Source organism: Alteromonas sp. KS69, from assembly GCF_003989595.1.
GTDB classification, from domain to species: domain Bacteria; phylum Pseudomonadota; class Gammaproteobacteria; order Enterobacterales; family Alteromonadaceae; genus Alteromonas; species Alteromonas naphthalenivorans.
This window is the reverse complement of the sequence record NZ_PYHU01000049.1, coordinates 37,416-63,199: the sequence shown is the minus strand read 5'-3', so window position 1 is coordinate 63,199 and position 25,784 is coordinate 37,416. Positions and strand designations below refer to the sequence as shown.

Below are 25,784 nucleotides of genomic sequence, written 5' to 3'. Positions count from 1 at the left end.
ATCATTCCACGTATCTCATCTTTCATAATCCAAAATTATTGAAATGATATACCTGGCGCGACTAAAGGTATTCGCTGCATATGTGGGGTTAACAGTACGCCTGAACGCATTTTCTCGCAAGCCTGACAGGTTGGTTCTAGTAAGGCGTACGATAAAAAAGGCCAAAAAAAACGGTAACCGTGAGATACACGCTACCGCTTTTTATACCAGAGTAGATAATGGTTTTAACTAATACTGATAATCAACGCTGAACATTACGTTTCTTGGCCGCCCAGGGAAGTATCTATCGGCGGTAAAGGACGTGTAATCGGCTCGCTCAGCGTAGGCGGTATCGAGCAAGTTATTTACTCTTGCATACACTGAAAGTTCAGGCGAAATTGCCCAAGAGGCTCGAAGGTTCAATAAATCATGCCCTTCGTACTCGTTAAGGTTTTCAGCATCGGTATAATACTCATCGACATGCTGCCACTCGAGTTCAGCCCGAGTACTTTGGGTAAAGCTGTACCCTACGCGAGCATTGAAGGTAAGGTTTGGCGCCGTATCAATATCGTTGCCCTTAATATCAACTTCGCCCACAATTTCACTGTGCTCATAGGTGTGTTTGGCATAGCTGCCTGCAAACGCCAAATCAAACCCTTGGCTGATTTGATAGTTTAGGGTTAGCTCTACCCCTCTGTGCCAGGTTTCTCCATTGCTTACATTGAAAAAATCACTATCACGATAGATTACATTGTCTTTGGTTAAGCTATAAGCAGACACCACATAGCTAAAGGCTTTGTGTTGCCCTTTAACACCCACTTCTACATTGGTGGCGGTGACCGAGTCCAAGTCGGCAATTTGTTGATCGCGCTGTAACCTATAAAGCTCTGTCGCTTGCGGGGCACGATAACCTCTAGATAACCCTGCATACCATTGGGTTGTTTCACTGCTTTGAAAACTTACCGAGAGTTTAGGGCTAAAGTTACTGTAATCGTTGGTGCCACTTTCAGGCCTTGCGTACCGACATCCACCAAAACCACATTCGGTGCCATCGTCGCGGGTACGACCCGATAGCATATTGTTGGTGTAATCATAGTCCATATATTCATAACGCCCCCCTAAAGAAACCGCCCACGACGCTTGTTGCCAATTTAACGCAATGAACGGAGCATAAAGGGTAGCGTCTACCTGATAATCGTAATGAAGCCCCGTCGGTACGGTTTCCACTAAAAATGCAGAGCCAATCGTAGCGCCATCTTGTGCTTGCACCAAGCTACCTTGGGTATATTCAGCGTCTAAACCGGCATCAAAACTTAACGTGTTGTTCACCACATGGTGATACTGGGAAAGTACACCAAACCCTTCTTGCTCATTTTCTTCAAGCGGTGTACCGGGTAAAAAGTGCATGCGAAATTCCATGCTTTGATCGCGATAATACGGCGTAATAGACAATGCGTTGTCGCCGCTTAACGCCACATCTACTTTGCTCCATATTCGCAAACTTTTCGCTTTTCGAAAGGCTTCAGGGTTGTCGTTACCTTGGGCGATATCTTCATCTTTATAGCTTTCAAACCCGGTAATGTAACCGGCGGTTTCTTGATCTAAATGGGTGTACGTCAACCCACTGGTTACTTTTAGGTTATCAACTTCGTAGCGATGCCTGAGATTAACCTTTTCTTGATCTACACTTTCTTCGTCTCGATACCCGCCGTCGCGGGTAATACTCGCATTAATGCCTATACCAGACTCACCAAAGTCTTTACCTTGCCGCAGTTTCAACCTGCTATAACCATAAGAACCATAGTCAATTCCATATAAGGCAGTATCTTGGGTAACATCGGGGGTAATAACATTAATCACGCCGTGAATAGCGTTAGAGCCATACAAGGGGGAAGCAGGACCTTTTAACACCTCTATGCGTTCTGCCATTTCACCATGCGCTTCAAACAACTCGTTTATATTGCAAAAACCTGCTGCGCGTAAGGGAATGTTATCTTCAGCGGCCAATATACCGCCACATGCCCCAGCACCGGTAAGCACTGGCGAGCGTAAAGCAGGTAGGTATTCCTGCCCATTACCTCGCTGAACACCAGCACCTGCAATAAAATTCAACACTTCTTGTATATGGCTTGGTGAAACAAAGTTTATGTCATCGCTTGAAACCGTAGACACCACATACCCTGAGTTTGCGGTGGAATTAGCAATTCTACTTCCCGTTGTTACCACGCGTTCTATTGACGCTATGCTTTTTCCACTGTTTGAGCCCTCTGGGATTTGCGCGGCAGCAAAAGAAGAAAACGACACCACTGTCACGGTGCTAAGGCCATGTAAAAATAACCTAAATGTGGAGCTCATTGCTTGTCCTTTCTAAAGATTTGGCGAGATTAACATACGTATAATGCGTGTCATTCGACCACAACGTTGTTGCTAACTATAAGGTCAATTGTATCGTTAACTATTTAGCGATGAAATGATGTTTCTAATTTGTGCGCTTGTGGTATTTCTTGTGGAAGTGAAACTGGCTACCACCACCATCAATATGGTGCGTACTATTCGCTAAAAAGCGAAAGAGAAAACAAAAAAGCGAGGCAAACTCGATAATGTTATAAGTCTGCCTCGCCCTTTTTATTTGAAAGGATGTTATTTATCCTCGGCTGCTAATCTATTTAGCCTTCTGAATAGATCAGAATCTATCTATTCAGCTAACTCGTCTAGCACAGCAAATAATACATTTGCGCCTACGCGAGACACTTCTTTATCATACAAATTTTCTGTATTCACGCCTTCTTGGCCACCCGCTAAGTCACTGATAGCGCGAATAATAACCCAGTCCACATTGTTGATTGTGCACACTTGGCCAATCGCAGTAGATTCCATTTCGGTGACTTCAGCCGTAAACACATCTCTAACCCATTTACGATACTCTCGGTTATCCATAAACACCGAGCCGGTAACACCATTTCCACCTACATGAAGCTTGGCATCACGTTCATCCAAAATACGTTGAATTGGCATTTCAGCCATTGCTGTTTTCGCCGCGGCTAGTAGCTTTGGCGAGGCAGTGAAATAAGGCGTATCTTGTGGCTTATCCATACCGTCTTTTACAATCAATACTTCATCTGGGTGGATAAAGTGAAAAGGCTTATATTTAGGATAATGAGGGTCGGCTGCTAAACGAGAAGGCTGCTCTTCCATAAATTTTTCGTAATAGGCGGGTAACACGTATTCACCAGGATTTTCTGGGTCTTCGTTGGTATATACACTTTCGTCATGGTAGTACCAACGCTCGGGTACGATAACATCCCCCGGCTGCCATTTTGGATTCACCGCGCCCGCGATGCCCATATAGACCACTTGCTTAACAGGGAAATAATCGAGTGCCATTTGCGTAGACATTGCCGCGTTTGCAATGCTCATCCCAGTAGCGAAAACCAATATTGGCTCGTCATGATAGGTGCCAATTCGGTAAGTAATGCCTTTAATTGTGGTAGTAGTATGAATTTGTGCATCTGGATCGGACGCAATCCTACCTAAAATACCTTCCATTTCTGGCGCGTATGCAACCACAACCGCAGTAAATTCATCACCCGTGAAAGTAGCTGGCCCATATTGAGGTGTCGTGTTAGTTGAAGTTGTAGTACACCCTGATATCACCACAACAAATGACATACACAGCAGAAGCGAAATATCGCGAAGTTTCATAATCACCATTCTTATTTGATTTTTAGTGGAACGAGTGGAGAGCGATAGCATGCTCGCTCTTCGCTGTTTTATTCTTAACGTACCAGTTTTCAGTGTTAAAGAAAGTGTTATATCCGCATTTTACAAATATTAAAAACACTGGATACACCCCCCTAACAAATGACATTCTGCAAAGACTATCTTATTTCGCTTTTTAAACTAATTCTTTATCCTCAATAGAATAAAACGCGCTTAGTTGCAGTTTCATAAGCTGAATATGGATGTGTAGTTACCCTTATTGGATTACATTTATAGGAGATAAAAGGACTTAAAAAAGCAACGCGAGACCAACTGACTCGTATCGATGAGGATACAAATACCAATGAACATGAAACTACTTCGCTCTCTGCAAATTTTTGTTGAGGTCGCTGAAAGCGGTAGCATGAGTATTGCAGCCCGAAACCTGCATATGACCGTTTCGGCCATTAGCCAACAACTGAGAAAACTTGAACAAGACATTGGGCTGAGTTTATTTAACCGTAATACACGAAATTTGAGCCTTACCGAGGCTGGAAGGATCTATTACGACACCAGCAAAAAGATGTTAGATACCGCGGTTGAAGCACAAGAGCGTATTGAAACGCTTCAAGATGCGCCTTCAGGTAAAGTCAATATTATTGCCCCAGAAGGTTTTGGTGGAGGCTTATTAAGTCAGCCCTTGCAGAAGTTATGTGAGGATTTTCCAAAAATAAATGTATCGCTGACGCTAACCGACCAACCTACAGACATTATTGTTTCCGGTGCCGACTTACTGCTTGGCTTCACCCCAGTATCTGATACTAACTTCAGCAGTTTAGAGTTGGCCACATGGCGACGAATTCTTTGTGTATCGGCTGACCACCCTTTGGCAAAATCGCCTCTTGAGTCGCCCGAAATTCTTCAAGAGTATTCCTATATTTCTCACCGTCATATAGAAGAATATGTAATGAAGCACGACAAGTTTGATAAAGTGCCACTAACGTCGAGCCGTATTGAGCTTGATTCAATGCAGACCTTAATTCAGCTTACCCGTGATGGTCTTGGATATGCAGTGTTGCCTGAACCAGAGGTGCGCCACTTACTTAGTGAGGGTTCAATGAAGCAGCTATTCACTGACTGGTCGTTACCTGATTACACCGTATATGCGGTTACGCCAAAGCGGGAATTGGTTCCTGCTAAAATAAGCGCAGCTATTACATGCTTGCAAGATTGGTTCTCTGAGATTTAGGTTTTACGAATTAATCGCTTTCACTAAAAAGGCCTAAACTTGCGTTTAGGCCTTTTTCGTCAGTCAGTAGCAAACCAATACGCTGCCACTTTTTGATGATTTAGCTTAAAAGCGTGTGTTCATCTGTACACTTAAAATATGTGCTGTTGCTGACTGCGTACCTGTAAAGTTAGTGGTGAAGTCTGTATTTGGTAAAACATCGCTAAGGATAGTTCTATCTTTATTAATATACGCTTCGCGACCATCAATAAATACATACGCAGCGTCAATCGATGTGTTTTCGCTCATAGTATAAGTTAAACCACCTGATATCCAATGACGGTCAGTATCAGGAATACTCAATGAACGATTCTCCACCGATACTACTCCATCGTCGTAAGCGTAACCTGCACGTAAAGTAAACTCATCATTTAGGATATACGTTACACCAATAGATCCGCGCCATGAGTCGTCAAAGTTTTCTTCTTTAATAAGGAAATTTTCGCCATCTTCTAAGTTAGCTTCAAGTTTTTGGAAAGTACTCCAATCAGTGAAGGTAAGACTCGCTTGAACAGACCACTGGTCATCAATTTTCTGGTCGATAGCAAGCTCTGTAATAGCCGCAAGATTTAAGTCTAGGCTACCAGGCTGGTTGAGTTCTATCGGGAATACAGGCGTTTCTGATGATACGGCCCCGTCCAACTCTAGTTTTGTTTCAGCGCGATGAGACAACGCGATGTTAGTTAACTCACTAGGCTGCCAGAAAACACCTACGTTCCAACCGAAGCCCACATCATCGCCTTCCATGCTAAACAGTGACGATCCAGCGTTAAGAGAGGGAAGTGTTATACCTAAAGCCTGTGCGGTTGGTTCTAAACCTTCAATGGTAGCTGCCAATGTATTAGATACACCTGAACCAATTTCAGCTTCTGCATACGTCACGTTTAAACCAAAGCCGACCATAAGCTGCTTGTTCACTTTATATGACAAAGCTGGGTTTACCGTAACGGTTTTAACTTCTGCAGTATCAGCGAAATGTAAAGCGCCGAAGTCATCAGAGTAATCAGAACGGAGGCCATAAGTGGTGAAAACACCTACACCAGCAGAAAAATTGTCGTTGATAGGTGAAACGTAGAAGAAACCTGGAACAAATGCTGTCTCAGCAATATTATCTTCTTTAGCAACGCCACCACCAACTAGGGTATCCCCAAATGAATAAGTCACATTACCGGAAATGTCTACATTCGGGTCTATAAAGCTTACTGATGCACTAAACTCAGCTTCTTTAAATACACCAATCGCAGCTGGATTGGTTGCTAAAATAGAGGCATTCTCTGGCTTCGCCGCTTGGCCCGCCATGGCACGACCCAAACCATTCGCACTATGCTCATTTACTTGGAAACCAGCAGCTAGCACAGAAGAAGATGCCATAGAGGCTAATGCTAAGCATACAGAGGCGCGTAAAGAAAAATGTTGCTTCATAAAAATACTCTTATAGAACAGGAAATATGCAGTGGCGCATTCTACGATTACGGTATGTTTTGTTCAATGCAAGTTAACGCCATTCACGCTGTTTTATCGCATTTTTTACAATTTTAGCGGCACAATTAAAGAAGATGTAAACACTTTGAAAATAATAGATTGCAAAAATTGATATTATTTGTGAACAGGTGAGTTTGCCTATCACTATATTCAATTGGAGGAGACTTGATTAATCACGCTATTTTTGACCTTTCTAGTGATTACGCTTGTATAAGCAGTTTCTAGCCCCACAACAGTGGTACAAGATAATTTCAACAGCCTAAGGAGAGATTCACATGTCTAGCAATAAAGAAATTCTATTGGTCAATCGCCCAAACGATAGAAAAATAGGCTCCCATTTGTTCGAAACTCGTGAGCAAGATATTCCTTCCCCGGGTAAAGGTGAAATACTGATTAAACAAACTTACATGTCGCTCGACCCAGCAATGCTAGGGTGGATGAGTGAAGATCGTGAAAGTTATATTCCGCCTGTTGAGCTTGGTGAAGTCATGCGCTCAAGCGGTGTGGGTGAAGTAATTGAGTCGAACAACCCTGATTTTTCTGTTGGCGACAAAGTCATGGGAATGACCGGCTGGCGAGAATACTTGGTCAGTAATGGTGAAGGCTTCAACAAGCTACAGCCCGGTATTACCGAAGAGATGGCCCTTTGCGTATTCGCTTTGCCTGGTTTAACTGCTACCACAGGCTTATATAACTTTGGTGAGCCTAAAGAAGGTGAAACCTTAGTTGTCACTGGCGCTGCGGGTTCGGTGGGCTCAATTGTAGGTCAGCTAGCTAAAGCTGACGGCCTTCGCGTTATTGGTGTAGTGGGTAGTGACGAAAAAGCAGATTGGATTGTCAACGAGCTCGGCTTCGACGGAGCAGTAAACTATAAAACTGACGATTTAGAAGCAAAATTAACTGAGCTCACCCCCGATAAAATTGACGTATTCTTTGAAAACACCGGCGGCCCTATTCAGCACCATATTTTCAATCGTATGAATACGCATGGCCGTATTGTGGTTTGCGGCATGATTGCCGACTATCAATCTGAAAACCCGGCTCCCGGCCCAAATTGGATACCGTTAATTAAAAAGCGCATTAACGTTCGAGGGTTTGCGATGCCTGATCATTGGGGCGAAGTACCTCAACTTGTTGCAAAGCTATCGCCCTACGTACAACAAGGAAAGATTCAATATCGTTCTCACATGGTTGAGGGTATCGAATCAGCGGTAGAGGGTTTACAGATGCTATTCTCTGGCGACAATAAAGGGAAAATGATCGTTAAACTTTAAGCTTATCGCTTATGTTTTCTGCGTTAACTATCGACGTTAATTTCACTTAGCGTCGATAGTAAATAAGTCCCTTTCCCCGCAGCCTTTGCTTGATACAGCTCATTATCAGCTTGGTTGATTAAGCCTTCTAGAGTTTGCTTTTTCACATTATTAACAACCACAGCACCAATAGAGCATGAGACGGTTTTCGCTGATGCATTTGGTGCATGCGGTAAGGCTTTTTCATCCCAAGTGTCGAGTATTTGCTGGCAACTCTGTTCTACTTGCCTTGCAGAAACCCCACTGACGATAACCATAAACTCTTCGCCGCCATAACGACCCAGAATATCGGTTTGCCGTTGAAACACTGCGCGCATCACATCAGCCTGCGCCACAATGGCATCATCACCTTGCTGGTGACCAAAGGCATCGTTGTATTTCTTAAAGTCATCTAAATCGAGCATAAAAACAGCGAAAGAAAGGTTCTGCCTTTTACTAAGCGACAGTAATCTCTCGCCTTCTTTCATCAACGCACGTCTATTAAGAAGATTGGTTAACGGATCTTCACGACTTAAGGTGTTTAACTTCTTATTTGTTGATTTTAAAAGAATAACTATTCTGTCTAAACGATATTTTGCGTAAGCACATATAAATAACGACCCAACCACAAATGACGTTGAAATCATGACGCGGTCGCCATAAACAGGCGCGATTACCATTAATCCAATAAATCCAACGATACTTATAGCCGATGCTGCCAACGCCAGCTTGTAGGTAACTCCTAAGGCAAATACACAATAAAATGCATATAAAATGGTGCCCTCGTAAGGAAAAGCAAATTCGTATACCCTCCAACTTTGATAAATAAGTACATAATTTGCAAAGGTTAACATCACCATCAGCCCTGCAAAAATCCAGCTTCTGGCAGCATAAAAGAATCGAGAGAACGAAAGGGCGATAACCGCAAAGATAACTGGAATTTGATACAAAAGGCGATTTTGAAGATAAAACTCGTACAAAGGGGAAGGTAACAACACCATATCCGCCAAGATGAAAGAGGCAAGCAACAAAGCACCGATTATAAGAGCAACTCGAAGTCTTAAAATCTCTTTATGCTTTCTTACCACTTCCACCTTTTTCTCCAGACACCGGTAATATCTTTCAGTAAGTATAGACGCTTCTATAGGGCTAGCTTAAGTAGACTACCTTTCAATGCCTCAATGGTAATAGGTTTGGTGACTACGTCGTTCATACCGTCTTGTTTAAAGGCATCATGGCGTTCTTTAAAGGCTTCTGCTGTAAGCCCAATAATAGGAATTTGGCTTACGTCACTCGGTAAACTTCGAATGCGCCTAGTGGCTTCAACACCATCCATCACTGGCATATGAATATCCATAAAGATAACGTCGAAGGTCTCTTCTTCAACTTTAACGGCCGCTTTTAAACCGTTGTCGACATGAGTAACCGTGCACCCAAGCTGTTCTAGTAGTGCCTGAGCCACCACGGCATTTATCGCATTGTCTTCTGCCAGTAGTACGCTAATACCCGGTTTAAGGATTGTATTTTTATCTAGGTTACTTTGCGCTTCTTGTAGTGACGCGCTATCAATAGTGCGGGCGCTAACCATAGCAGACATAGTAAAACACGACCCTTCACCCACTCGGCTCATAACTTTAACATCGCCACCTAGTATCTGTGAGAGCTCTTTAGCAATGGACAAACCTAAACCTGTGCCGCCATAACGACGTGAAATAGAAGAGTCGGATTGAGTAAACTTATCGAAAATATGTTCAAGCCTATCGGGTTCTATACCAATGCCTGTATCTTTCACAGAAATGACTAAACGATTTTCTTCTACCGATGGACCAGCTACCTTTTTAAGACTTGCTGTAACCGTCACCGTGCCTTTGTGTGTGAATTTGATGGCGTTACTGGCTAGGTTAATCACTATCTGGCGCAGTTTAGTCACATCACTCGTGACCATTACCGAGTCCAAATTCTTACTTTTATATTCTAACCGCGTGTGGTTTGCACTCGCATTGATACCTAGCAAGGTAATAAGATCGTTCAGCATGCTATCTAAATTAAATTCGGTCACATCAACTTCTGACATGCCAGACTCAATTTTAGATAAATCGAGTACATCGTTTATCACATTGGCAAGAATGGTGGCTGAAGAACGTAAATCTGAAGCATATTGCTTTTGCTTGTCATCTAACGGCGTGTCTAGCAATAAAGTAGCAAGCCCTTGAATACCGTTTAACGGCGTGCGAATTTCGTGGCTCATAACGGCAAGAAAGTCCGTTTTGGCTTTATTGGCAGCTTGTGCCCGTTCCACGTAATTTTCGATGTCTGCTGACATGGCCTCTACATCTTGGGCTAATTCACTCAGCTCATCTTTGCCGCTTACATCAATGCTAACCCGCTTGTGATTACCGGCAATACTGCTCGTTGCATCTTTAATTTTGCCAATTGGGGATACCACAAAATACTGAGTAATTTTCCCTATGAATAAACTCACTAAAATAACCGTAAACAAGGTAATAGCGATGGTTAGCCAAGCTATTTTTGATAATGATGATTCGAGCTCATCGGTAGATTGGCTAACCGTAAGCTTCCAGTTCCAAGGGTCGAACTTGCTACAGGCAAAGAGTACATCTTGGTCTCTCCACTCAGATTCACCAAATGCAATATCGGTAGCATTAATAGTGGTGATGGTGGCGTTGGCAGTATTGATGGGTGCCCATTCTTCATAGGTGCTAAATAGCTCAGCACCCGTTGTCTTATCACTTACCGCAAAATGCTTACCGGTTGATTGATGAAGCTCTGCTAGCTCGTCAAACACCTCTTTTTGATAGGCATCTCGAAATACAGGTACATTTTCCAAACCCGAATTCACCAGCAATTCGTGCCGCTCTCGCACAAATTCAATAAAGGTTAGTGATAAGGTTTGAGTAAGTAACTGATATTCTCGCTCTCTCACTGAGTCATAAGCCGTCAAATAGGCCCAATAGCCCGTTAGCGCCATCCCTGTAAACAGAATGGGGATATATATAGCTAAAAGTTTCGACTTAATTCGCATAGATATCTGGTACTACTCTTTATTGATAAACGTGATCTTTCGATAACTTTAAATACGACGACGGAATAGGAATATGCATCTTGATGGCAGTGGATACATTCACCCCAATTGTGTATTTCTCCATCCTAGTGACTGGCATGGAATTGGCCTTCTCGCCACTTAAGATCCTCTTGGCCCGTAAGGCACCTGATTTTCCGATACTTTCTTCATCGGCTACCACGCCAAGTAACGCACCTTGTTGAACTGACTCTATACTTTCGGCAAAAATCGGTAATAGTTTAGTTTCTTTGTAAATAACATTGATGAGATCGTCGGCTTGAAGCAAGGGGCCAGTGGAAAGCCAATAAGCATCGAGGCCAGATGTTTCTACTTTTTCTTTAAGCACTTCCACTATACCAGCACGCATAGCACCTAACCCTAAAGTGCCTTCAACATAGGCGGTGCTCACCGTCACAAACTTCACGTTATCATACTGACTCTCGAGTGCTAACAGGCTTTCTACCGAACTTTTTGAAGATGGGTATTCTGAGTGCACCAGCCCAATAGTGATGGGTTCCTCCAGTGCAGAGGCTTTTAGTAAGCCATCAAGCATATCCAACTTCACCTTGGCATCTAATACGTGAGATTCACCGGTTATGTTTGACGTGCTATGTTCGCCAAACGCAGTGACTATGCCCTCTTTTACAGGGTCTGCCACTGTCATAAATAAAGTAGGTATCTCAGCTGCCGCCGGAAAATTATAAACCGCTCTGGTGGCAAGGGTAGCAATCGCCACTAACAAATCAGGCGCTTCCTGCTCCGTAATCGTTTGCACAATAGATCTCGCCTGTTCTTCTAAGCCCTGAGCGTTATGTACTTCTATCTCTATTTCATGTTCAGGCATTATGAGTATGAGCTCGTCGAGAAAAGCATCTTTCGTATTAGCTACAATGGGCAAAGGAGCCGTTTCAATTATGACCACACGTAGTGGTTTAGCTTCAACCTGAGCGTGAAATACAAAACAAAGGAGTATACTCATGATGAGTAGTGACGTTTTTTTCATCTTTATTTAGCCCAACTGTTAAGCTAGTGAGTAGGTGATTAATTTGAAATATCATAGTGTTAATCGACTTCGCTGCATAGCCGAAGTTCGTATAATATAGGCTTAAAATACCCATAAGTTTGATTGTAGATAGTTTATGCTAGGTTGAGCGTTAAAAAGAGCGCTAACGTACTGCGCCTTCTATGATTTGGAGCCCATTTTTGATTTAATGGCTATATAAGATGCCCAACCGTTACGAGCAAACCTACTAAGGATAATAACCATATTATGAGGCGAATAAAATCTCTTATGCCTAGTACTACCCAGAATATATGTAGTAGCAATAAAATGACAACATTAGGTATATGTCTAAGCATGTATCTGGCAAGCTTTTCGCCTTTAGCTAGTACCGAAATGACGAATGAGAAAATGACACACAAGACCATGAATACGTTAACGAAAGAACAAGTCATTGAACAGCTCAATCTCTCTCATCACTTTGAAGGTGGCTATTTTCGCCAAAGCTTTAAAGCAGATCACAGAGATAAAGTAACAACAGCACGTGGTGAACGCACCACCATGACCGCTATTTATTATATGCTTACGAACGACAACAGTGTTGACCATTTTCATACTAAGTATTCCGATGGCATCGAGTTTTATCATATGGGCTCGCCCATTACTTACCACATGATTTACCCAGATGGCCATTACGAAAAAGTGGTAGTAGGGCCTGATATTGCCAATGGCCAGCAGTTGCAGCTTGCTGTTCCTGGGGGCACTTATAAAGCGGCCGAGTTAACCGATGGCGACTACGGTTTGGTGAGCGAAGCGGTATCCCCTGGGTGGGAACCTGAAGATATGATTGAAGTGTTCCAGCATGAATTGTTAGAAAAATTCCCTCAGCATAAAGCGCTTATTGAGCGCCTTGCGAATAAGAAATAATGCCCGTTGCTACACGTAAAAAGCCTGCTCTTAGCAGGCTTTTCTAATTCCATTCAAAGTGTCATATCCACATTTAGAGATAGGCGCATTTCTGCTAGACGTTGGTTTCGACTACATTTTCACTTCGGCCAAAAGCGCAACGCTTTTTAGTCGTGCCTCTAGATTATGAATGGGCATTGAAACAATTAACTCATCCACTTCTGTGGCTTCTACAAACTTAGCTAACTGCGTGGTTACCGTCGCTTTTGAGCCTACTAACGCATAACGCAATACATGAGACAGCATAGCGTAATCGGCTTCGCTGCAAATATTAGATAAATCATCTACAGGTTTAGCGAAAAGCTTATTCAGCCCGCGCCGCATATTCATAAACTGCTGTTGAACCGACGTGAACAAGTACTGAGCTTCTTCATCGGTATCGGCTACAACCGCCATTAACCCCGCCATCACGTGAGGCGTTTCTCGCTGCGCTGATGGTTTAAACATAGAACGATAAACATGCAAGGCATCGAACAGCTGGTCTGGTGCAAAGTGCGACGCAAAAGAATAAGGCAACCCAACCGATGCAGCCAATTGCGCACTGTATAAACTTGAACCCAACAACCATAACGGAATATGTGTGTTGGCACCCGGCACCGCGATAATTTTCTGCCCAGGCTCTGGGGCTCCCAAATAATGTTGAAGCTCTTTTATGTCATCAGGGTAGGTGTCTACATGCGCGTTGCTACTAAGGTTGCGACGCAATGCTTTTGCGGTAGCCATGTCGGTACCTGGGGCTCGGCCAAGCCCTAAATCTATGCGACCTGGGTACAAGGTTTCCAACGTACCGAATTGCTCGGCGATAACCAATGGTGCGTGATTTGGTAGCATTACACCACCTGCACCTACACGAATGTGGTTAGTAGCGCCGGCAATGTTGCCTAACATAACGGCGGTAGCAGAACTCGCCACACCATGCATACCGTGATGTTCTGCCAACCACACACGTTGATATCCACTACGCTCAGCTTGCTTAGCTAACTCTCGCGAGTTACTTAATGCATCGCTTATGCTTTGCCCGTCTGAAATAGGGGCAAGATCGAGTAGTGAAAGGGGCAATGACATGGCTAACCTCGTAAACGTTTTTTTGCAGTGTATCGCAAACTCAATATACGCCGAAAGGCTTTGCCACGGTTCACACGAGATACGCGATATTAGGTTTACTCTCGAGTAAACCTAAACTTCCCGCCGCCTTGTTGTAACTCGAAGCGAGTATAGTCAACTAGACCGCCGGCATTTTCAAACACAATAACAATACCTGCTGGCGTGAAACGAAATTCCGAGGCTGAATACGGAGTAAGACCAAGTACCGGTTGACCTGTAGCTTTCGCCGTTAGCACACTATCATCGACTTTTAACGTGATATTCAGAGGAATGTCTGGGGAGATAAACACACCTTCGTAGTTAACAAGGTATTCTTGCGCAAGCTCCACTGGCATCTGGGTCAAGTCAGGTATTTCATAATCAAGGCCATAATAAATACTCAATACGGCTATATTGATATCGTTCAGCGCATAATTTAACCCATTGGAAACCAGGCTTAAAACAACGTTATCGTCAGCAAAATAAGCCACGACTGAATTAAAACCGTCAATTCGCCCGTTGTGTCCAAAAGCCCTTTTGTCGTGAAAGGGGAATTGCAACAAGCCACGCCCTATACCTTGATTTACCTGTTTCATTTGGTTCAGCGAATCCTCAGAAACTAGCTCACCGGAAAAAAGGGCAGAGAGAAACAAGGCGACCTCGGTGGGCGTAGAGACAATTGCACCTGCGCCATGGGGGATACTCATATCGGAGAGGCTTGCAGGAGCCCAACCCGATGAGATAGGTTTATATGAGTTAGCTTGATTGCGCTTTACATCAATAGCCGCACCATAAATCGTTCTCGTTAGGTTTAATGGCATGCTAATACGCTGTTTTAGTTGATGGGCGTAAGTCGCTTTCGTAATATCTTCTATGATGAAGCCCAGCAGTAAATATCCGCTGTTCGAATAGCGCGTTTGGCTGCCTGGCTTAAAGTCACTTTCTAGCGCTTCGATAATTCCTATCATTTCACCCTTTGACTTGGGTGACGTCATATATTGACTAAATTCAGGTTTGTTAGTGAAATTATGAATCCCACTTCGGTGGCTAAGTAACATAGAGATTGTGATCTTATCGGCATTTTTAATATTGGGATAGAAGCCTGCCAATGTAGTATCTAAAGAAAGTTTCCCCTCCTCGATGAGCTGAAAAATCATTACAGATGTAAACACTTTAGTAATCGACCCTATGCGATACTGAGTGTGTTTATTGGCTTTCTTCTTCGTGGCTAAATCGGCATAACCTATTGAATTTTCGTAAACAGGCTTGCCATCTTCTACCACTGCCAAACTAAACATTGCCTTTTCATTTTCATCAAGCGCAGCTAGATACTTATCTAATTTAGCGGTATCAAAGCTTTGCGCAGACACATTAAAAATGCAGATAAAGAGAAGTAAACTAAAGCACTTTTTCATTTTTTGCTCCTTGCAGGCTCATGCTATGAGCGAATATAAATCATTCCATTTAACTAAGCGCGTAAGCGTGCTTTGTGAAGACTACGCTCGCCGCTGTAAACTAAGTTGCTGACCAGTCACCCATCAGTATACAGTACCACCCGCTACTTCGAAGAAAGTGAACTATGCAGTGCGTTTTTATACGCTTCAAATGCAGGAATTGCCGAGGTAACAATGGCTGCCAAAGTAATCACACTTACCACTTTTAACGTCTCTATTGTAAGCAAATTTGCACTTAAAAATAGACCATACTGAGACGCAAGCCAATCACTCGATAAGGTTAACGCTGCGCTAAGCAGCCCAATCGCCGCCACAATCGCTAACAATACTAAAATTAACGCTTCTACTAACACCAAGGTAAAAATAACCCCAGGCCCTGCACCTAACACCCGCAGTACGGCAATTTCGTTTTTGCGTTGCTGCATGGAAGCTAACAACATAGTCGATAAGCCAAACAATGAAGATATAAGCACTAAAATGCTAATTACTCGCAGTAGGTTTTCTACCGTACCCATCATTTGCCAAAGCTCGGTTAGCGCCACGCCAGGCAGTATGGCCATAAGCCTATCTGTTTTGTAGTTGTTGATATCGCGCTGAAGTTTGAAGGTCGCAAACTTTGAGGTTAGCCCAAGCATGACCGCTGTTACACTGTCTGGCGTGGTATTTACCGAGCTTGCATCGTTGAGCAATTGGTTTTGCTTTGAAGCCGATAAATGAATAGCTTCAATGGCGTTTAAGCTTACGTGCACGGTTTTATCTACTGGCGTGCCAGTGGCTGAAAGTATGCCGGTGATAGTGAAAGGGGTATTGTCATGATTGGTAAAACTGGTGTTACCAATACCATGAGAAATCACCACACTGTCCCCCACTTTATACCCTAGATCTTTGGCCACATCGGCGCCTATCACCGCTTCAAATAAGCTCGCGAAAGCTTTACCGTTTTGAAAACTGAGCGCTTGCTTGTTACCAAATTTGAAATGCTGAAAATAGTTATCGTTGGTGCCCATTACCCGAAAGCCGCGATGAGAATCTCCTAAAGAGATAGGAATTGCCCACGCTACTAATTTACTTTCCTGCAGTGCTTCATAGCTTGCATAGTTGATGTTACTGGTGGGGCTTCCCATCCTGAACACTGAATACAACAAGAGATTGAGCTGACCGCTTGGGGCGCCAACGATAAGATCAACATCTGAAATAGTTCGGTTAAAGCTCTCTTTTGCCTGCTGGCGAATATGCTCAACGCTTAGCAATACACTGATACTAATCAGCAACGAAAGAAACGTTAATATCACTGATTTTTTGCGACTACCTAAACTACTCCACGCTAACGACACTAACATTACTTGGCCTCCGCTGGCTGTTTTAGCGAGGACTGTTTTAGCGAGGACATCTCTACACTGGTTTCAAAAAACTTTTTCAAATACATATCGTGACTTACAAATATCAGTGTTGTGTTCTGCTGCTTACACATATCGATAAGAATGGTCATAAAGGCGTCTCGTGCGGCGGCATCTAAGGCAGATGTGGGTTCATCTACAAGTAATATTTCTGGTTTGTTGATTAATGCACGGGCAATGGCTACCCGCTGCTGCTGCCCTACACTCAGTGAATTAGCGGGCTGATGAAGAATAGTAGCGGGCAAATTAAGCCCTATCAGCAATGCTTCGGCCGCATCGGCCACATTGGTTTTGCCTGCCTTTGCAAAATATGTGGCCAGCTCAATATTTTTAAGCACGCTTAGGTAGGGAATCAAATTGAATTGCTGAAAAACCACGCCAATGTGCTGCGCGCGAAACTTATCGCGCTGCCTGGCAGGCAAGGCGGAAAATGGCTTGCCCAGTAACGATAACTCGCCGCTTTGTGGCGTTAGCACCCCTGCTAACAGATTAAGCAAGGTGGTTTTGCCAGAGCCTGAATGACCATGTAAGAAAACACGATCACCATAATTCACCTTCCACGTAGGTATATGCAGTCCACTGCTGTTTGAATCTGCATAGTGATATTTAACGTCATTAAGCGCAATAGCATTGCCGTGGTTAGGCACTGCCTTTTTGGCGTGTGCTTCATTTTTCAAAGGTTGCTCTGGTGCTGCTGACAACGTGAATCATCTCCTTTTTGCATTACGCGATGCTTGCGTAAGAGTGGATGTAGCTGACACTAACGCTTTTAGGTCGCCATTCAAGCCAAAACTAAGCCTACTTTGCTATAAGGGCACGCTCAGTCAGACGACAAATGTACAACCCAGACATGTTATGTTATAACGTTTTATACTAACCGTTATAATAATTCTTGGCTAAATAAAATGATGAAGTTCTTCTTACGCGCCCGCATTGGTATTTTTGTCGCGATAACAGGCATGCTTTTTTATCCTACAACATATGCTGAAGATATCGAAGCATCTGACTATCAAGAGGTGGAATGGACGCAGTTAATGCCTGAAGAAGATTTGGCGGCGCTGTTAAATCCACCAGATTATTTAGCTGGTATTGAAGACGGCTCTCAAGAAGATTCCGTGGAAGCCTTTGGCAATCAAGATTTTGATAACGAAACTACCAATCGCTTTCAACAAACGCTGACATCAACGCAAGTCGTTAAAACCTTTGAGAATAAACCCATCCGTATTCCTGGCTTTATTGTTCCGCTTGAAAGCAGCGAATCGCAAATGGTCACAGAGTTTTTTATCGTACCTTACTTCGGTGCATGCATTCACATGCCTCCACCACCGCCCAATCAAATTATTTACGTGAGTATTGAGCAAGGTGTTGAACTGGAAAGTTTGTACGATCCATTCTGGTTCGAAGGCACCTTGGCTATCGACACCACTGAAAATGCGATGGGCACCGCGGCGTACCGTTTAGAGCACGTCAATGTGAAACCATACGAGGGATAATTGATGACACGATTTAATAAACTATTATCTGCCCTGCTAGCCTCTTTAACAGTGGTTTCTGCCGCACATGCTTGCGACCTACATGGCGGCGGTAATTTGGGCTTTGGCTTTAATCGGTTACACCCCCTTGCTCAGCAACATTATCAGGCGTCGGAGTTCAAAACCCTGTCGGTTAAACACGCTAAACAGGTAGACGTTATTATTGATGAAGCCGCCACAGCGAAAATATCTTACGTAATACCGCTACGCTATCGTGATGTAAACGTTAGTTTTATAGGTAGCGATGGCGTAGAAATAGTGGGAGATAGCGCTGTGTTACTGGAACAAGACTCTGGCGTTTATAACTTAACGTTTACGGTAAAGCGCCCAGGCCAATCGCACATCTCTATCCAAATAAATGGATTAAGTGATGGGAAGCCTTTTTCACTGAGTCAGAAAATTGAACTACGCTCAGCATAAAAAGTGGATAAAGGAGTGAGTAAAGTCGCTGCTAAAGAAAACGAGCTGGCTGCAGTTAACGCTAAGCGCAAACCATTGAAGATAGTACTACTTCTTTTCGTTTTCTTAGTGGCTGGCAGTGTATTCGCCAGGCTAGTTCAACTATATTGGCCCAGCATAAAACATCAGTTATACACTAGCGAAGCACTTTATCAGACCAGCAACCCTGAGTTACAGGCCTTATTCAGCCAAGAAGTTGAACAAAAAAGTGTAGTGCGCTTAGGTTGGCAAGACTTACTGCCAGAACAAGAAGAAGCCACCTTACGTCGATATCAATCAGGGAACGACACAAGTGACTTATCGCCTACCCAAATCGGCACCGTTCAGTCTATAACGAATCAATTGCTATTATCTATTCAAGCCAGTAGCGATGAAAATTACATTTCAGCCCTTCACTCAACCAATATAGTACACACCATTTTAGGCAAAGCGATTTCTATTTCCGGCTTTATTGTACCGATAGAAGTGAATGAAGATCGCACACTACAAAGCTTTTTCGTGGTGCCTTACTACGGCGCTTGTATTCACTTTCCCCCTCCACCACCCAATCAAATTATTTTTGTACAACTGCCCGATGGATTTGCCCATCACAATTTAGCCGATGCATTTACGTTAACGGGTATTTTAGAACAGGGTATGTTTGAAGACCCCCTTGGAACCTCAGCGTATATCCTTAACGTGCACGACATTGAGGCTTACCATGGTCAGCCTGATGACTTTCGAGCTCACTAGGTTTATCAAGAACAATAGATGCTATTTTTCACAAACGCTGACAGGTTTGCGTTAGCTATTCTCCTAAGCATTTAAAGGGAATTTAGTGAGTATTTCGTAAACATTTATTGCAGAGTGCATTTAGTTTTCATCTAGCTGACATGCAACTAATTGCTGCTCCCACAGCTCGCTAATGTCACCGGCGTTCGATTTGGAAGTATCTGCTTCACAAGCATCCAATTCATTAATAATTACTTCTATGCGGCTTTCTAAACAATCATCCAATTCTTTTTCTGATATTGCATCGTCTACAATGTTGTAGCTAAAAATACCTTCATGGGTGATCATTATTGCTTTAAACCTTTCCACCTTCAGCTTGCCTAACCATTCATGTAACGCGTTTCGGTTAAAGACAATATAAGGTGAAAAACGCCACCCCATACTTTGAAAGCCTTCTCCACTATTTTCAATTTTAACAAAGCCGGTTTCAGGTAGGGGCGCTTCGTTAATATTACTAGCTTGATTGTGCTTATGGTCGTGATGATCTTGATGATCGTGTTGAGCGCTACCAGTGTTTACATGGGTGTGATATTCATCACCATGAGAATGACGAGGTATAGGTTGCTTCATTGCTTTAACCACATCAGAAGCCCCCTCTAGCAACGATGGCGCTAACTTCCCATGCTGTGCAAAAACAATATCCGGCATGGGATAGCGGCGGTTAGCAACGTAATCAATGAGCAGCTGTTTAGATTCATCTTGGTATAAATCTTCTTTGTTACCTACGACAATATCCGCAACATCAATTTGCTGGTTGAAAGTCTCATGAAGTGTATAGCGTATATCTGTGAGCTTTCGGGCATCTACCAAGGTGATATTCTTTTGAATATTGAGCACCTCTTGATAATGATCGGCTGACAACACTTCTAAGACTTCCCTTGGGTGCCCTAGCCCCGTAGGCTCTATGAGTAAACGATGGGGTCGAGCGCGTGCAAGTAACTGATTAAGCGCAATTTGCATAGACAACCCTGAAGCACAGCACATACAGCCGCCGGGTACTTCACGCACAAACACACCGCTTTGTTCGGAATGTACGCCCTCAAAAAAGCCACCATCAATACCAATTTCACCAAACTCATTAACTAAAACAGCCCACCGCTCATGCTCTGGCTTAGCCTCTAGTAAGGATAAAATGGCGCTTGTTTTCCCTACGCCTAAAAAACCACTGATAATATTGGTTGGAATAGCACTTAACTTTTCAAGCTTGCCTGATGTCATACACACCCTTCCTGGACGCCGTTATTTATGTGTAATGATGTGCGGGTAATCGGTTTCATTATCTGTTTGGCGGCGTAGTCTTAGGTTTCGAATATGGCTAAATGCAATAAAGCTAGACCCTATTACCGTTAACACCACTTCACCGTATTCGCCCAACACATCGTGCCCTAACACTGCGGCTAAAATAAGCAATGATAGCCCTACACCACCCACCAAAAGCATGGTGTGATTTCGGTGGTAAAGATAGCCCATCATGAGTGCAATAACACTGATGGGCACTACGAAAAACAGCAACGTTTTATGAAACAACTCGTCATCTAAAGCTAATATGCCCGCTAGCGGCGGGAGAAGAAGTAATAAAACAGGAAATAATAAGCAGTGCACCACGCATAGCATAGACAGTGCTATGGCAGCTTTATCGCTTATTTTTTGAAAATTCATTCAGTATGGTTCCTTATTTTTAACCTACCAGATTTTTAGCTTACCAGCGTAACGTTGGCTGACCGGCAGATAACTCAGAAAGACCTTGTCCACGTTCAGTGATCCACTGAGCTTGGATAGCACTTAGCGATGGCATCGATTCAAATAGGGTAACGGTAATGCCAGACACCGCATCATCACAGTGAAATTGATATTCAACTTCAATATTTTGATGATTTTCTTCTTCGTGCCCTTCATCCTCGTCATGTTCCTGGTGCAAAGCATGCTCGTTCTTGTGCGCCTCGTCGTGATCACCCGAGTGCGCTTCGTGAGCATCTTCATGGTCGCTCTTATTATGGTCATCATGCGCTTCTAATGTGTGCTCAACACCCACTAACTCGCATTTACCTTCGACATCAATCACGTTGGTATTTAATGTGAAACGTTCGGAAAGCAAATTTTGACTATTTAGTTGCTCGGTCGTTTCAGGCTCGTGCTCAAAGCCAAGGGCATCTGCCGCAGGTAATACAAGCTGAAGATGAAGCATGCTCCCCTCTTGAGAAACTAAAAGCTCGCCTTGCCCGTGTACATGCTGCTGTGCATTTACTGCAAATCCTACACTAGAAAAAAAGAGTAAAGAGATGGCTATATGGGGCTTTTTCATGAATCTACCTTTTTATAAATTATGATCTACATAACGTGTGAACACTAACGCTTAGCGCTTTTAAAATAAACAAAGGCCATCCCCAAATGGCCTTTTAAATTACTTTCGCTCTCGTTGAAAATGGCGCTCTTTTCCTTCATTGACTTATTTAACGTCTTCACAAACCGATACGCGAATCCTCCTCGTATTGCGCACGATCTACATCATCGTTTATCTCAGGAGGCGCATTTAATAGAGCCTTACTATTTATCAACTCGCATCACGTATGTTATAACATCACATTAATGAGGTATGCAAATTAGCTTATCGCTCAGTGTACTGCTGAATTTCGTAGCACGAGCATTTAGGATTTCGCGCATTTCCTAGCTACACTCGCTTATGCCATCACTTTCTATTCAGCTGGAAGGCACATAGGTATAAGTCGGAAATATTGGCTATTTTGTCGTGCAAATATCACTATACCTCTGCGGCAAGGTATAGTGAGGTACGTGGCATTTATTAAATGAATAACAACGAAAAGAAAACGCGATGAACTCAATAAATTCAATAATAAAAAACAAAGCTATGTGGTTAGTTTTAGTGGCATTGTTCGCTATTACCGCTAATGCAGCAGAAGGAACACATAAACGCACTATCGATATCGATAGTAGTGTAGTAACCGAGCATGACACTAAAATATTAGGTAAGCGCGTGAAATACAGCGCTACAACAGGCACGCAACCGGTGTGGAATAGCAAGGATGACGCGGTCGCGACCTTGTTTTACACCTACTATCAGCGCACCGATATAAAAGACAATGGGTCTCGCCCGCTTGTCATCTCTTTTAACGGTGGTCCGGGTTCAGCATCAGTATGGATGCACGTGGCGTATACTGGCCCTCGAATTTTAAATATTGATGATGAAGGCTACCCAGTACAGCCTTACGGTGTGCAAACCAACCCGTATTCAATATTAGATGTGGCCGACATCGTATTTGTTAACCCCGTTAATACTGGTTACAGCCGCGTACTTAAGAATGAAGCAGGTGAAATACCGTCAAAGGATGCACAGAAGAGCATGTTTTTTGGCGTCAACGCTGATATCAGCTACCTTGCAGATTGGGTAAATACCTTTGTTACTCGCCATAATCGCTGGCGTTCGCCTAAATACCTCATTGGTGAGAGCTATGGTACTACTCGGGTATCGGGTTTAGCCCTTGAATTACAAAACCGCCAGTGGATGTATTTAAATGGTGTGATATTGGTTTCGCCTACCGATATTGGTATTGAACGCAATGGCCCAGTAAAAGCCGCGAATCGCCTACCGTATTTTGCCGCTACTGCTTGGTATCACAAAAAGTTAGATCCTGAACTTCAAAATAAAGACTTAACCGAACTGCTTCCTGAAGTAGAAGATTTCACCATCAACACGCTTATTCCAGCGCTGGCGAAAGGTGGCTTTATCGGTGCTGAGGAAAAACGAAACGTGCTTGCGAAAATGGCACGTTATTCAGGCTTATCACAAGACGCCATTTCACAAAACAACCTTGATGTCAGCACCGCCTATTTTTGGAAGTCGTTACTGCGTGATGAAGGTAAAACACTCGGCCGTTTAGATAGCCGCTATTTAGGTATAGATGCCAAGCAAACCGGCGACAGGCCAGATTACTGGGCAGAGCTGACTTCTTGGCTACATTCGTTTACTCCCGCCATTAATTACTACTTGCGAGAAGAGTTAAATTACAAAACTGACACCAAATACAATATGTTTGGCGATGTTCACCCGTGGGACAGAAGTGGCAATAAATCTGGCGAAAACCTGCGACTTGCCATGGCACAAAACCCATACTTGAATGTGATGATTCAAGCAGGTTACTACGACGGCGCCACCAACTATTTTGATGCCAAATATACTATGTGGCAGCTTGATCAAAGCGGCATTATGCAAGACCGTTTAAGCTTTAAAGGCTATAGAAGCGGGCATATGATGTACTTGCGACGAGACGATTTAAAACAGTCTAATCAAGACTTACGTGAGTTTATCAAAAACAGCACCCCTAAAAAGGGTGAACCCGCGATGTATCGCCGATAAAAGGCGATAGAATAAATATGGGGTCAGTGTACTTTCAAGGTTAATTAACACTGACCCTATTTACTCAATTTTCACTTTGCGCCTTTAAAGGCGCTAACTCCATCAATGCTCGGCAAATGTGCTATTCTGCGCGCCTAGATTCAGTTCAAGCAAAAAATTGCGGTCAAAAGGAAAAGCCTTCACATGGTTCCATGGGTTAAATTAGGTACAGCTCAAATTCCAAATAACGGTGGTGAATTAACGTTTTCTCAGCGAGATGAAGAGTTCAGTATTCGTCTATCCGGTATTCGTGGCGAGTTGATGAATAGCCGTGTATACAACTCAGAAAAAGAACTGTCACAAATGGGCTGCGAACACCTTAAATCCACACCTAACGCACACGTTTTGGTAGGCGGTTTAGGGATGGGATACACCCTTGCAGCGGCGCTAAAAGCAGTGACACCTAGTTCGCAAGTCACCGTAGCCGAATTAATTCCTGAGGTGGTTGAATGGAACAAAGGCCCACTGGGTAACTGCGCTAAAAACCCACTTCAAGACCCTAGAACGAATGTTAAAGTAGGTGATGTAAAACACCTTTTAAATACTAAAACACCCACCTACGACGCCATATTACTTGATGTAGACAATGGCCCTGAAGGGTTAACCCATTCTGACAATAATTGGATTTATTCAATCGATGGTTTAGAAGATATTTATGAAGTGCTAAAACCCAATGGCATGCTAGCCATATGGTCTGCTGGGCCCGATTACTTGTTTTCAGTACGCTTAAAAAATGCCGGCTACGTAGTGAGCACTCGTATTGCCAGAGCACGCAAGGGTAAAGGAAGTAAGCACACCATTTTCTTGGCTAGAAAACCCGGTTAATAAAGATTGGGGTTAAAAAGGTTAGAGCGATTTTAGGTTTAAATAACTGCGACCCAATTATTTCTAACGGCTCAAAAGCTCTCACCATCACAGACCAAAGCCAACTTTGTTTGCTGCGTATTTACTGCTAAACGGCTGGCTCCGCTAGGGCAGGAAGCCCCAATTTTCGCAAAAGCGCTAAGCGTAGATTTTTTTGCTTGGCTATTCCAGAACCAGAGTTGCAATTCACTCGCGACAATGACTTTGCCATCGCTTGTCCAGGTGTAATAAAGTGCTTCTCTAGGCAGTTCCACTAGCTTTTGCACCTTTCCAGTCTGGGTATCCAATTGCATCAACCAGTGCTTATCATCTATAAGCGTATTGAAGCTCATATTTTGACTTCCCGGTATTCTATACAAGCTCGGGCCAGTAAGTGGGTAAACCTCGGTTAATTGCTCTTTTTCCGACTCGAAGGTTTGTAAATTCATACCCTTACCTTTTAGAACAGTTACCAGCACCTGTTTATCGTCAACCCAAGCGTGATAGCCAATCAATGCTTCACCAGAGTATAAAGGCCGCCTTTGTTCGCCGTTCAACTGATACGCCCACAATTCTTGTTTACCATCAACAGCGTATATCACAGAATACTCCGTACCATTTTCCATCGGAGTGGGAGAATATTCGTTTTCAGGGCTGTTACTTAAATTTTCAATTTCTTGGGTTTTAAGGTTGTACCTTAAAATATCGGTTTGCTCGCCTATTTCAGAGGTATATAGCAAGCTTTGATTATCATCCACAAAATAAGGTTGATTATCATATCCCTTACGGCTGGTGATATTTTTGAGCTCCCCTAACTTGAGCTGCCCATTTTGAACTGACAGATCCGCGACAAAAATATCGGTCCTAGGAACTGATTGGGCCTCAGCCGTTGTAACTACAGCACTAAACAACAAAGTGAATAGCATGATAGCTTTTTTCATTTGGGCTCCTTCAAGAAAAATCCATTATTGATAGTTAGAGATATCTAGATCTAGAGGTAACACGAACTTATACAACTCATCCTAACGGTGCGTAATCGTCATTGT

General features: G+C 43.3%; 22 protein-coding genes. 8 read left to right on the top strand and 14 right to left on the bottom strand.

The window, feature by feature from the left end; translation table 11 throughout:
• Positions 1–228 precede the first annotated feature (228 nt).
• Entirely contained in the window at positions 229–2,334 is a 2,106-nt protein-coding gene (locus tag C7Y69_RS20565) for a TonB-dependent receptor (RefSeq protein ID WP_126874016.1), read from the bottom strand.
• Between the two features lie 339 nt (positions 2,335–2,673).
• Complete coding sequence (locus tag C7Y69_RS20555) at positions 2,674–3,681, bottom strand: 5'-methylthioadenosine/S-adenosylhomocysteine nucleosidase (protein WP_126874015.1); 1,008 nt, start codon at positions 3,679–3,681, stop codon at positions 2,674–2,676.
• A gap of 361 nt (positions 3,682–4,042) precedes the next feature.
• Here C7Y69_RS20555 and C7Y69_RS20550 point away from each other — a divergent pair, with 361 nt between their 5' ends.
• Positions 4,043–4,927, top strand: a complete 885-nt coding sequence (locus C7Y69_RS20550) for a LysR family transcriptional regulator (protein WP_013786484.1) — start codon at positions 4,043–4,045, stop codon at positions 4,925–4,927.
• A 105-nt stretch (positions 4,928–5,032) separates the two neighbouring features.
• On the opposite strand, the gene C7Y69_RS20545 is transcribed toward C7Y69_RS20550, so the two are convergent.
• Positions 5,033–6,388 carry an OmpP1/FadL family transporter gene (locus C7Y69_RS20545; protein ID WP_126874014.1) on the bottom strand — a complete coding sequence of 452 codons (1,356 nt, stop codon included), beginning with the start codon at positions 6,386–6,388 and terminating at the stop codon, positions 5,033–5,035.
• Positions 6,389–6,723: 335 nt separating this feature from the next.
• Here C7Y69_RS20545 and C7Y69_RS20540 point away from each other — a divergent pair, with 335 nt between their 5' ends.
• Positions 6,724–7,722, top strand: coding sequence for an NADP-dependent oxidoreductase (locus tag C7Y69_RS20540; RefSeq protein WP_013786487.1), 999 nt, complete (start codon positions 6,724–6,726; stop codon positions 7,720–7,722).
• A gap of 23 nt (positions 7,723–7,745) precedes the next feature.
• Here C7Y69_RS20540 and C7Y69_RS20535 read toward each other — a convergent pair whose 3' ends face one another.
• The 3 genes from C7Y69_RS20535 to C7Y69_RS20525 are packed head-to-tail and all read right to left on the bottom strand — an operon-like array spanning position 7,746 to position 11,825.
• Positions 7,746–8,834, bottom strand: a complete 1,089-nt coding sequence (locus C7Y69_RS20535; RefSeq protein ID WP_126874013.1) for a sensor domain-containing diguanylate cyclase — start codon at positions 8,832–8,834, stop codon at positions 7,746–7,748.
• Between the two features lie 47 nt (positions 8,835–8,881).
• Positions 8,882–10,783 carry an ATP-binding protein gene (locus tag C7Y69_RS20530; RefSeq protein WP_013786489.1) on the bottom strand — a complete coding sequence of 634 codons (1,902 nt, stop codon included), beginning with the start codon at positions 10,781–10,783 and terminating at the stop codon, positions 8,882–8,884.
• Between the two features lie 19 nt (positions 10,784–10,802).
• On the bottom strand, positions 10,803–11,825 hold the full coding sequence (locus C7Y69_RS20525) for an ABC transporter substrate-binding protein (protein ID WP_126874012.1): 1,023 nt from the start codon (positions 11,823–11,825) through the stop codon (positions 10,803–10,805).
• Between the two features lie 393 nt (positions 11,826–12,218).
• Here C7Y69_RS20525 and C7Y69_RS20520 point away from each other — a divergent pair, with 393 nt between their 5' ends.
• Positions 12,219–12,749 carry a cupin domain-containing protein gene (locus C7Y69_RS20520; protein WP_260563920.1) on the top strand — a complete coding sequence of 177 codons (531 nt, stop codon included), beginning with the start codon at positions 12,219–12,221 and terminating at the stop codon, positions 12,747–12,749.
• A 111-nt stretch (positions 12,750–12,860) separates the two neighbouring features.
• Here the strand turns inward: C7Y69_RS20520 and C7Y69_RS20515 are convergent, their stop codons facing one another.
• The 4 genes from C7Y69_RS20515 to C7Y69_RS20500 all read right to left on the bottom strand — a co-directional run bounded on the left by C7Y69_RS20515 (position 12,861) and on the right by C7Y69_RS20500 (position 17,423).
• Positions 12,861–13,853 carry an LLM class flavin-dependent oxidoreductase gene (locus tag C7Y69_RS20515; protein ID WP_126874011.1) on the bottom strand — a complete coding sequence of 331 codons (993 nt, stop codon included), beginning with the start codon at positions 13,851–13,853 and terminating at the stop codon, positions 12,861–12,863.
• Between the two features lie 95 nt (positions 13,854–13,948).
• Complete coding sequence (locus C7Y69_RS20510) at positions 13,949–15,286, bottom strand: serine hydrolase domain-containing protein (protein ID WP_126874010.1); 1,338 nt, start codon at positions 15,284–15,286, stop codon at positions 13,949–13,951.
• Between the two features lie 143 nt (positions 15,287–15,429).
• Positions 15,430–16,665 carry an ABC transporter permease gene (locus tag C7Y69_RS20505; RefSeq protein WP_126874009.1) on the bottom strand — a complete coding sequence of 412 codons (1,236 nt, stop codon included), beginning with the start codon at positions 16,663–16,665 and terminating at the stop codon, positions 15,430–15,432.
• Positions 16,665–17,423, bottom strand: coding sequence for an ABC transporter ATP-binding protein (locus C7Y69_RS20500; protein WP_013786494.1), 759 nt, complete (start codon positions 17,421–17,423; stop codon positions 16,665–16,667). Before C7Y69_RS20500 ends, C7Y69_RS20505 begins: the two co-directional genes overlap by 1 nt.
• A 204-nt stretch (positions 17,424–17,627) precedes the next feature.
• Between C7Y69_RS20500 and C7Y69_RS20495 the strand changes: the two genes are divergently transcribed.
• From C7Y69_RS20495 to C7Y69_RS20485, 3 genes are read left to right on the top strand one after another with little or no spacing between them, the layout of a single operon-like run.
• Positions 17,628–18,215: a DUF3299 domain-containing protein gene (locus tag C7Y69_RS20495; RefSeq protein WP_126874008.1), complete on the top strand. Its 588-nt coding sequence runs from the start codon at positions 17,628–17,630 to the stop codon at positions 18,213–18,215.
• 3 nt (positions 18,216–18,218) lie between these two features.
• Complete coding sequence (locus C7Y69_RS20490) at positions 18,219–18,674, top strand: hypothetical protein (RefSeq protein ID WP_013786496.1); 456 nt, start codon at positions 18,219–18,221, stop codon at positions 18,672–18,674.
• A 15-nt stretch (positions 18,675–18,689) separates the two neighbouring features.
• Positions 18,690–19,445 carry a DUF3299 domain-containing protein gene (locus tag C7Y69_RS20485; protein ID WP_013786497.1) on the top strand — a complete coding sequence of 252 codons (756 nt, stop codon included), beginning with the start codon at positions 18,690–18,692 and terminating at the stop codon, positions 19,443–19,445.
• Positions 19,446–19,565: 120 nt separating this feature from the next.
• Here C7Y69_RS20485 and C7Y69_RS20480 read toward each other — a convergent pair whose 3' ends face one another.
• Genes C7Y69_RS20480 through C7Y69_RS20470 form a run of 3 tightly spaced genes read right to left on the bottom strand, consistent with a single transcriptional unit; the run spans position 19,566 to position 21,786 of the window.
• Positions 19,566–20,702 (bottom strand): CobW family GTP-binding protein, encoded by a 1,137-nt coding sequence (locus C7Y69_RS20480; protein WP_126874007.1) that lies wholly within the window; start codon positions 20,700–20,702, stop codon positions 19,566–19,568.
• Positions 20,703–20,723: 21 nt separating this feature from the next.
• Complete coding sequence (locus tag C7Y69_RS20475) at positions 20,724–21,143, bottom strand: MerC domain-containing protein (RefSeq protein ID WP_126874006.1); 420 nt, start codon at positions 21,141–21,143, stop codon at positions 20,724–20,726.
• Positions 21,144–21,183: 40 nt separating this feature from the next.
• Complete coding sequence (locus C7Y69_RS20470) at positions 21,184–21,786, bottom strand: DUF2796 domain-containing protein (protein ID WP_126874005.1); 603 nt, start codon at positions 21,784–21,786, stop codon at positions 21,184–21,186.
• A 528-nt stretch (positions 21,787–22,314) separates the two neighbouring features.
• On the opposite strand from C7Y69_RS20470, the gene C7Y69_RS20460 reads away from it, so the two are divergent.
• Both C7Y69_RS20460 and C7Y69_RS20455 read left to right on the top strand, forming a co-directional pair.
• Entirely contained in the window at positions 22,315–23,856 is a 1,542-nt protein-coding gene (locus tag C7Y69_RS20460; protein WP_409513444.1) for a S10 family peptidase, read from the top strand.
• A gap of 183 nt (positions 23,857–24,039) precedes the next feature.
• On the top strand, positions 24,040–24,720 hold the full coding sequence (locus C7Y69_RS20455) for a spermidine synthase (RefSeq protein ID WP_126874004.1): 681 nt from the start codon (positions 24,040–24,042) through the stop codon (positions 24,718–24,720).
• Between the two features lie 71 nt (positions 24,721–24,791).
• Here C7Y69_RS20455 and C7Y69_RS20450 read toward each other — a convergent pair whose 3' ends face one another.
• Positions 24,792–25,679, bottom strand: a complete 888-nt coding sequence (locus tag C7Y69_RS20450) for a TolB family protein (protein ID WP_126874003.1) — start codon at positions 25,677–25,679, stop codon at positions 24,792–24,794.
• Positions 25,680–25,784: the final 105 nt, after the last annotated feature.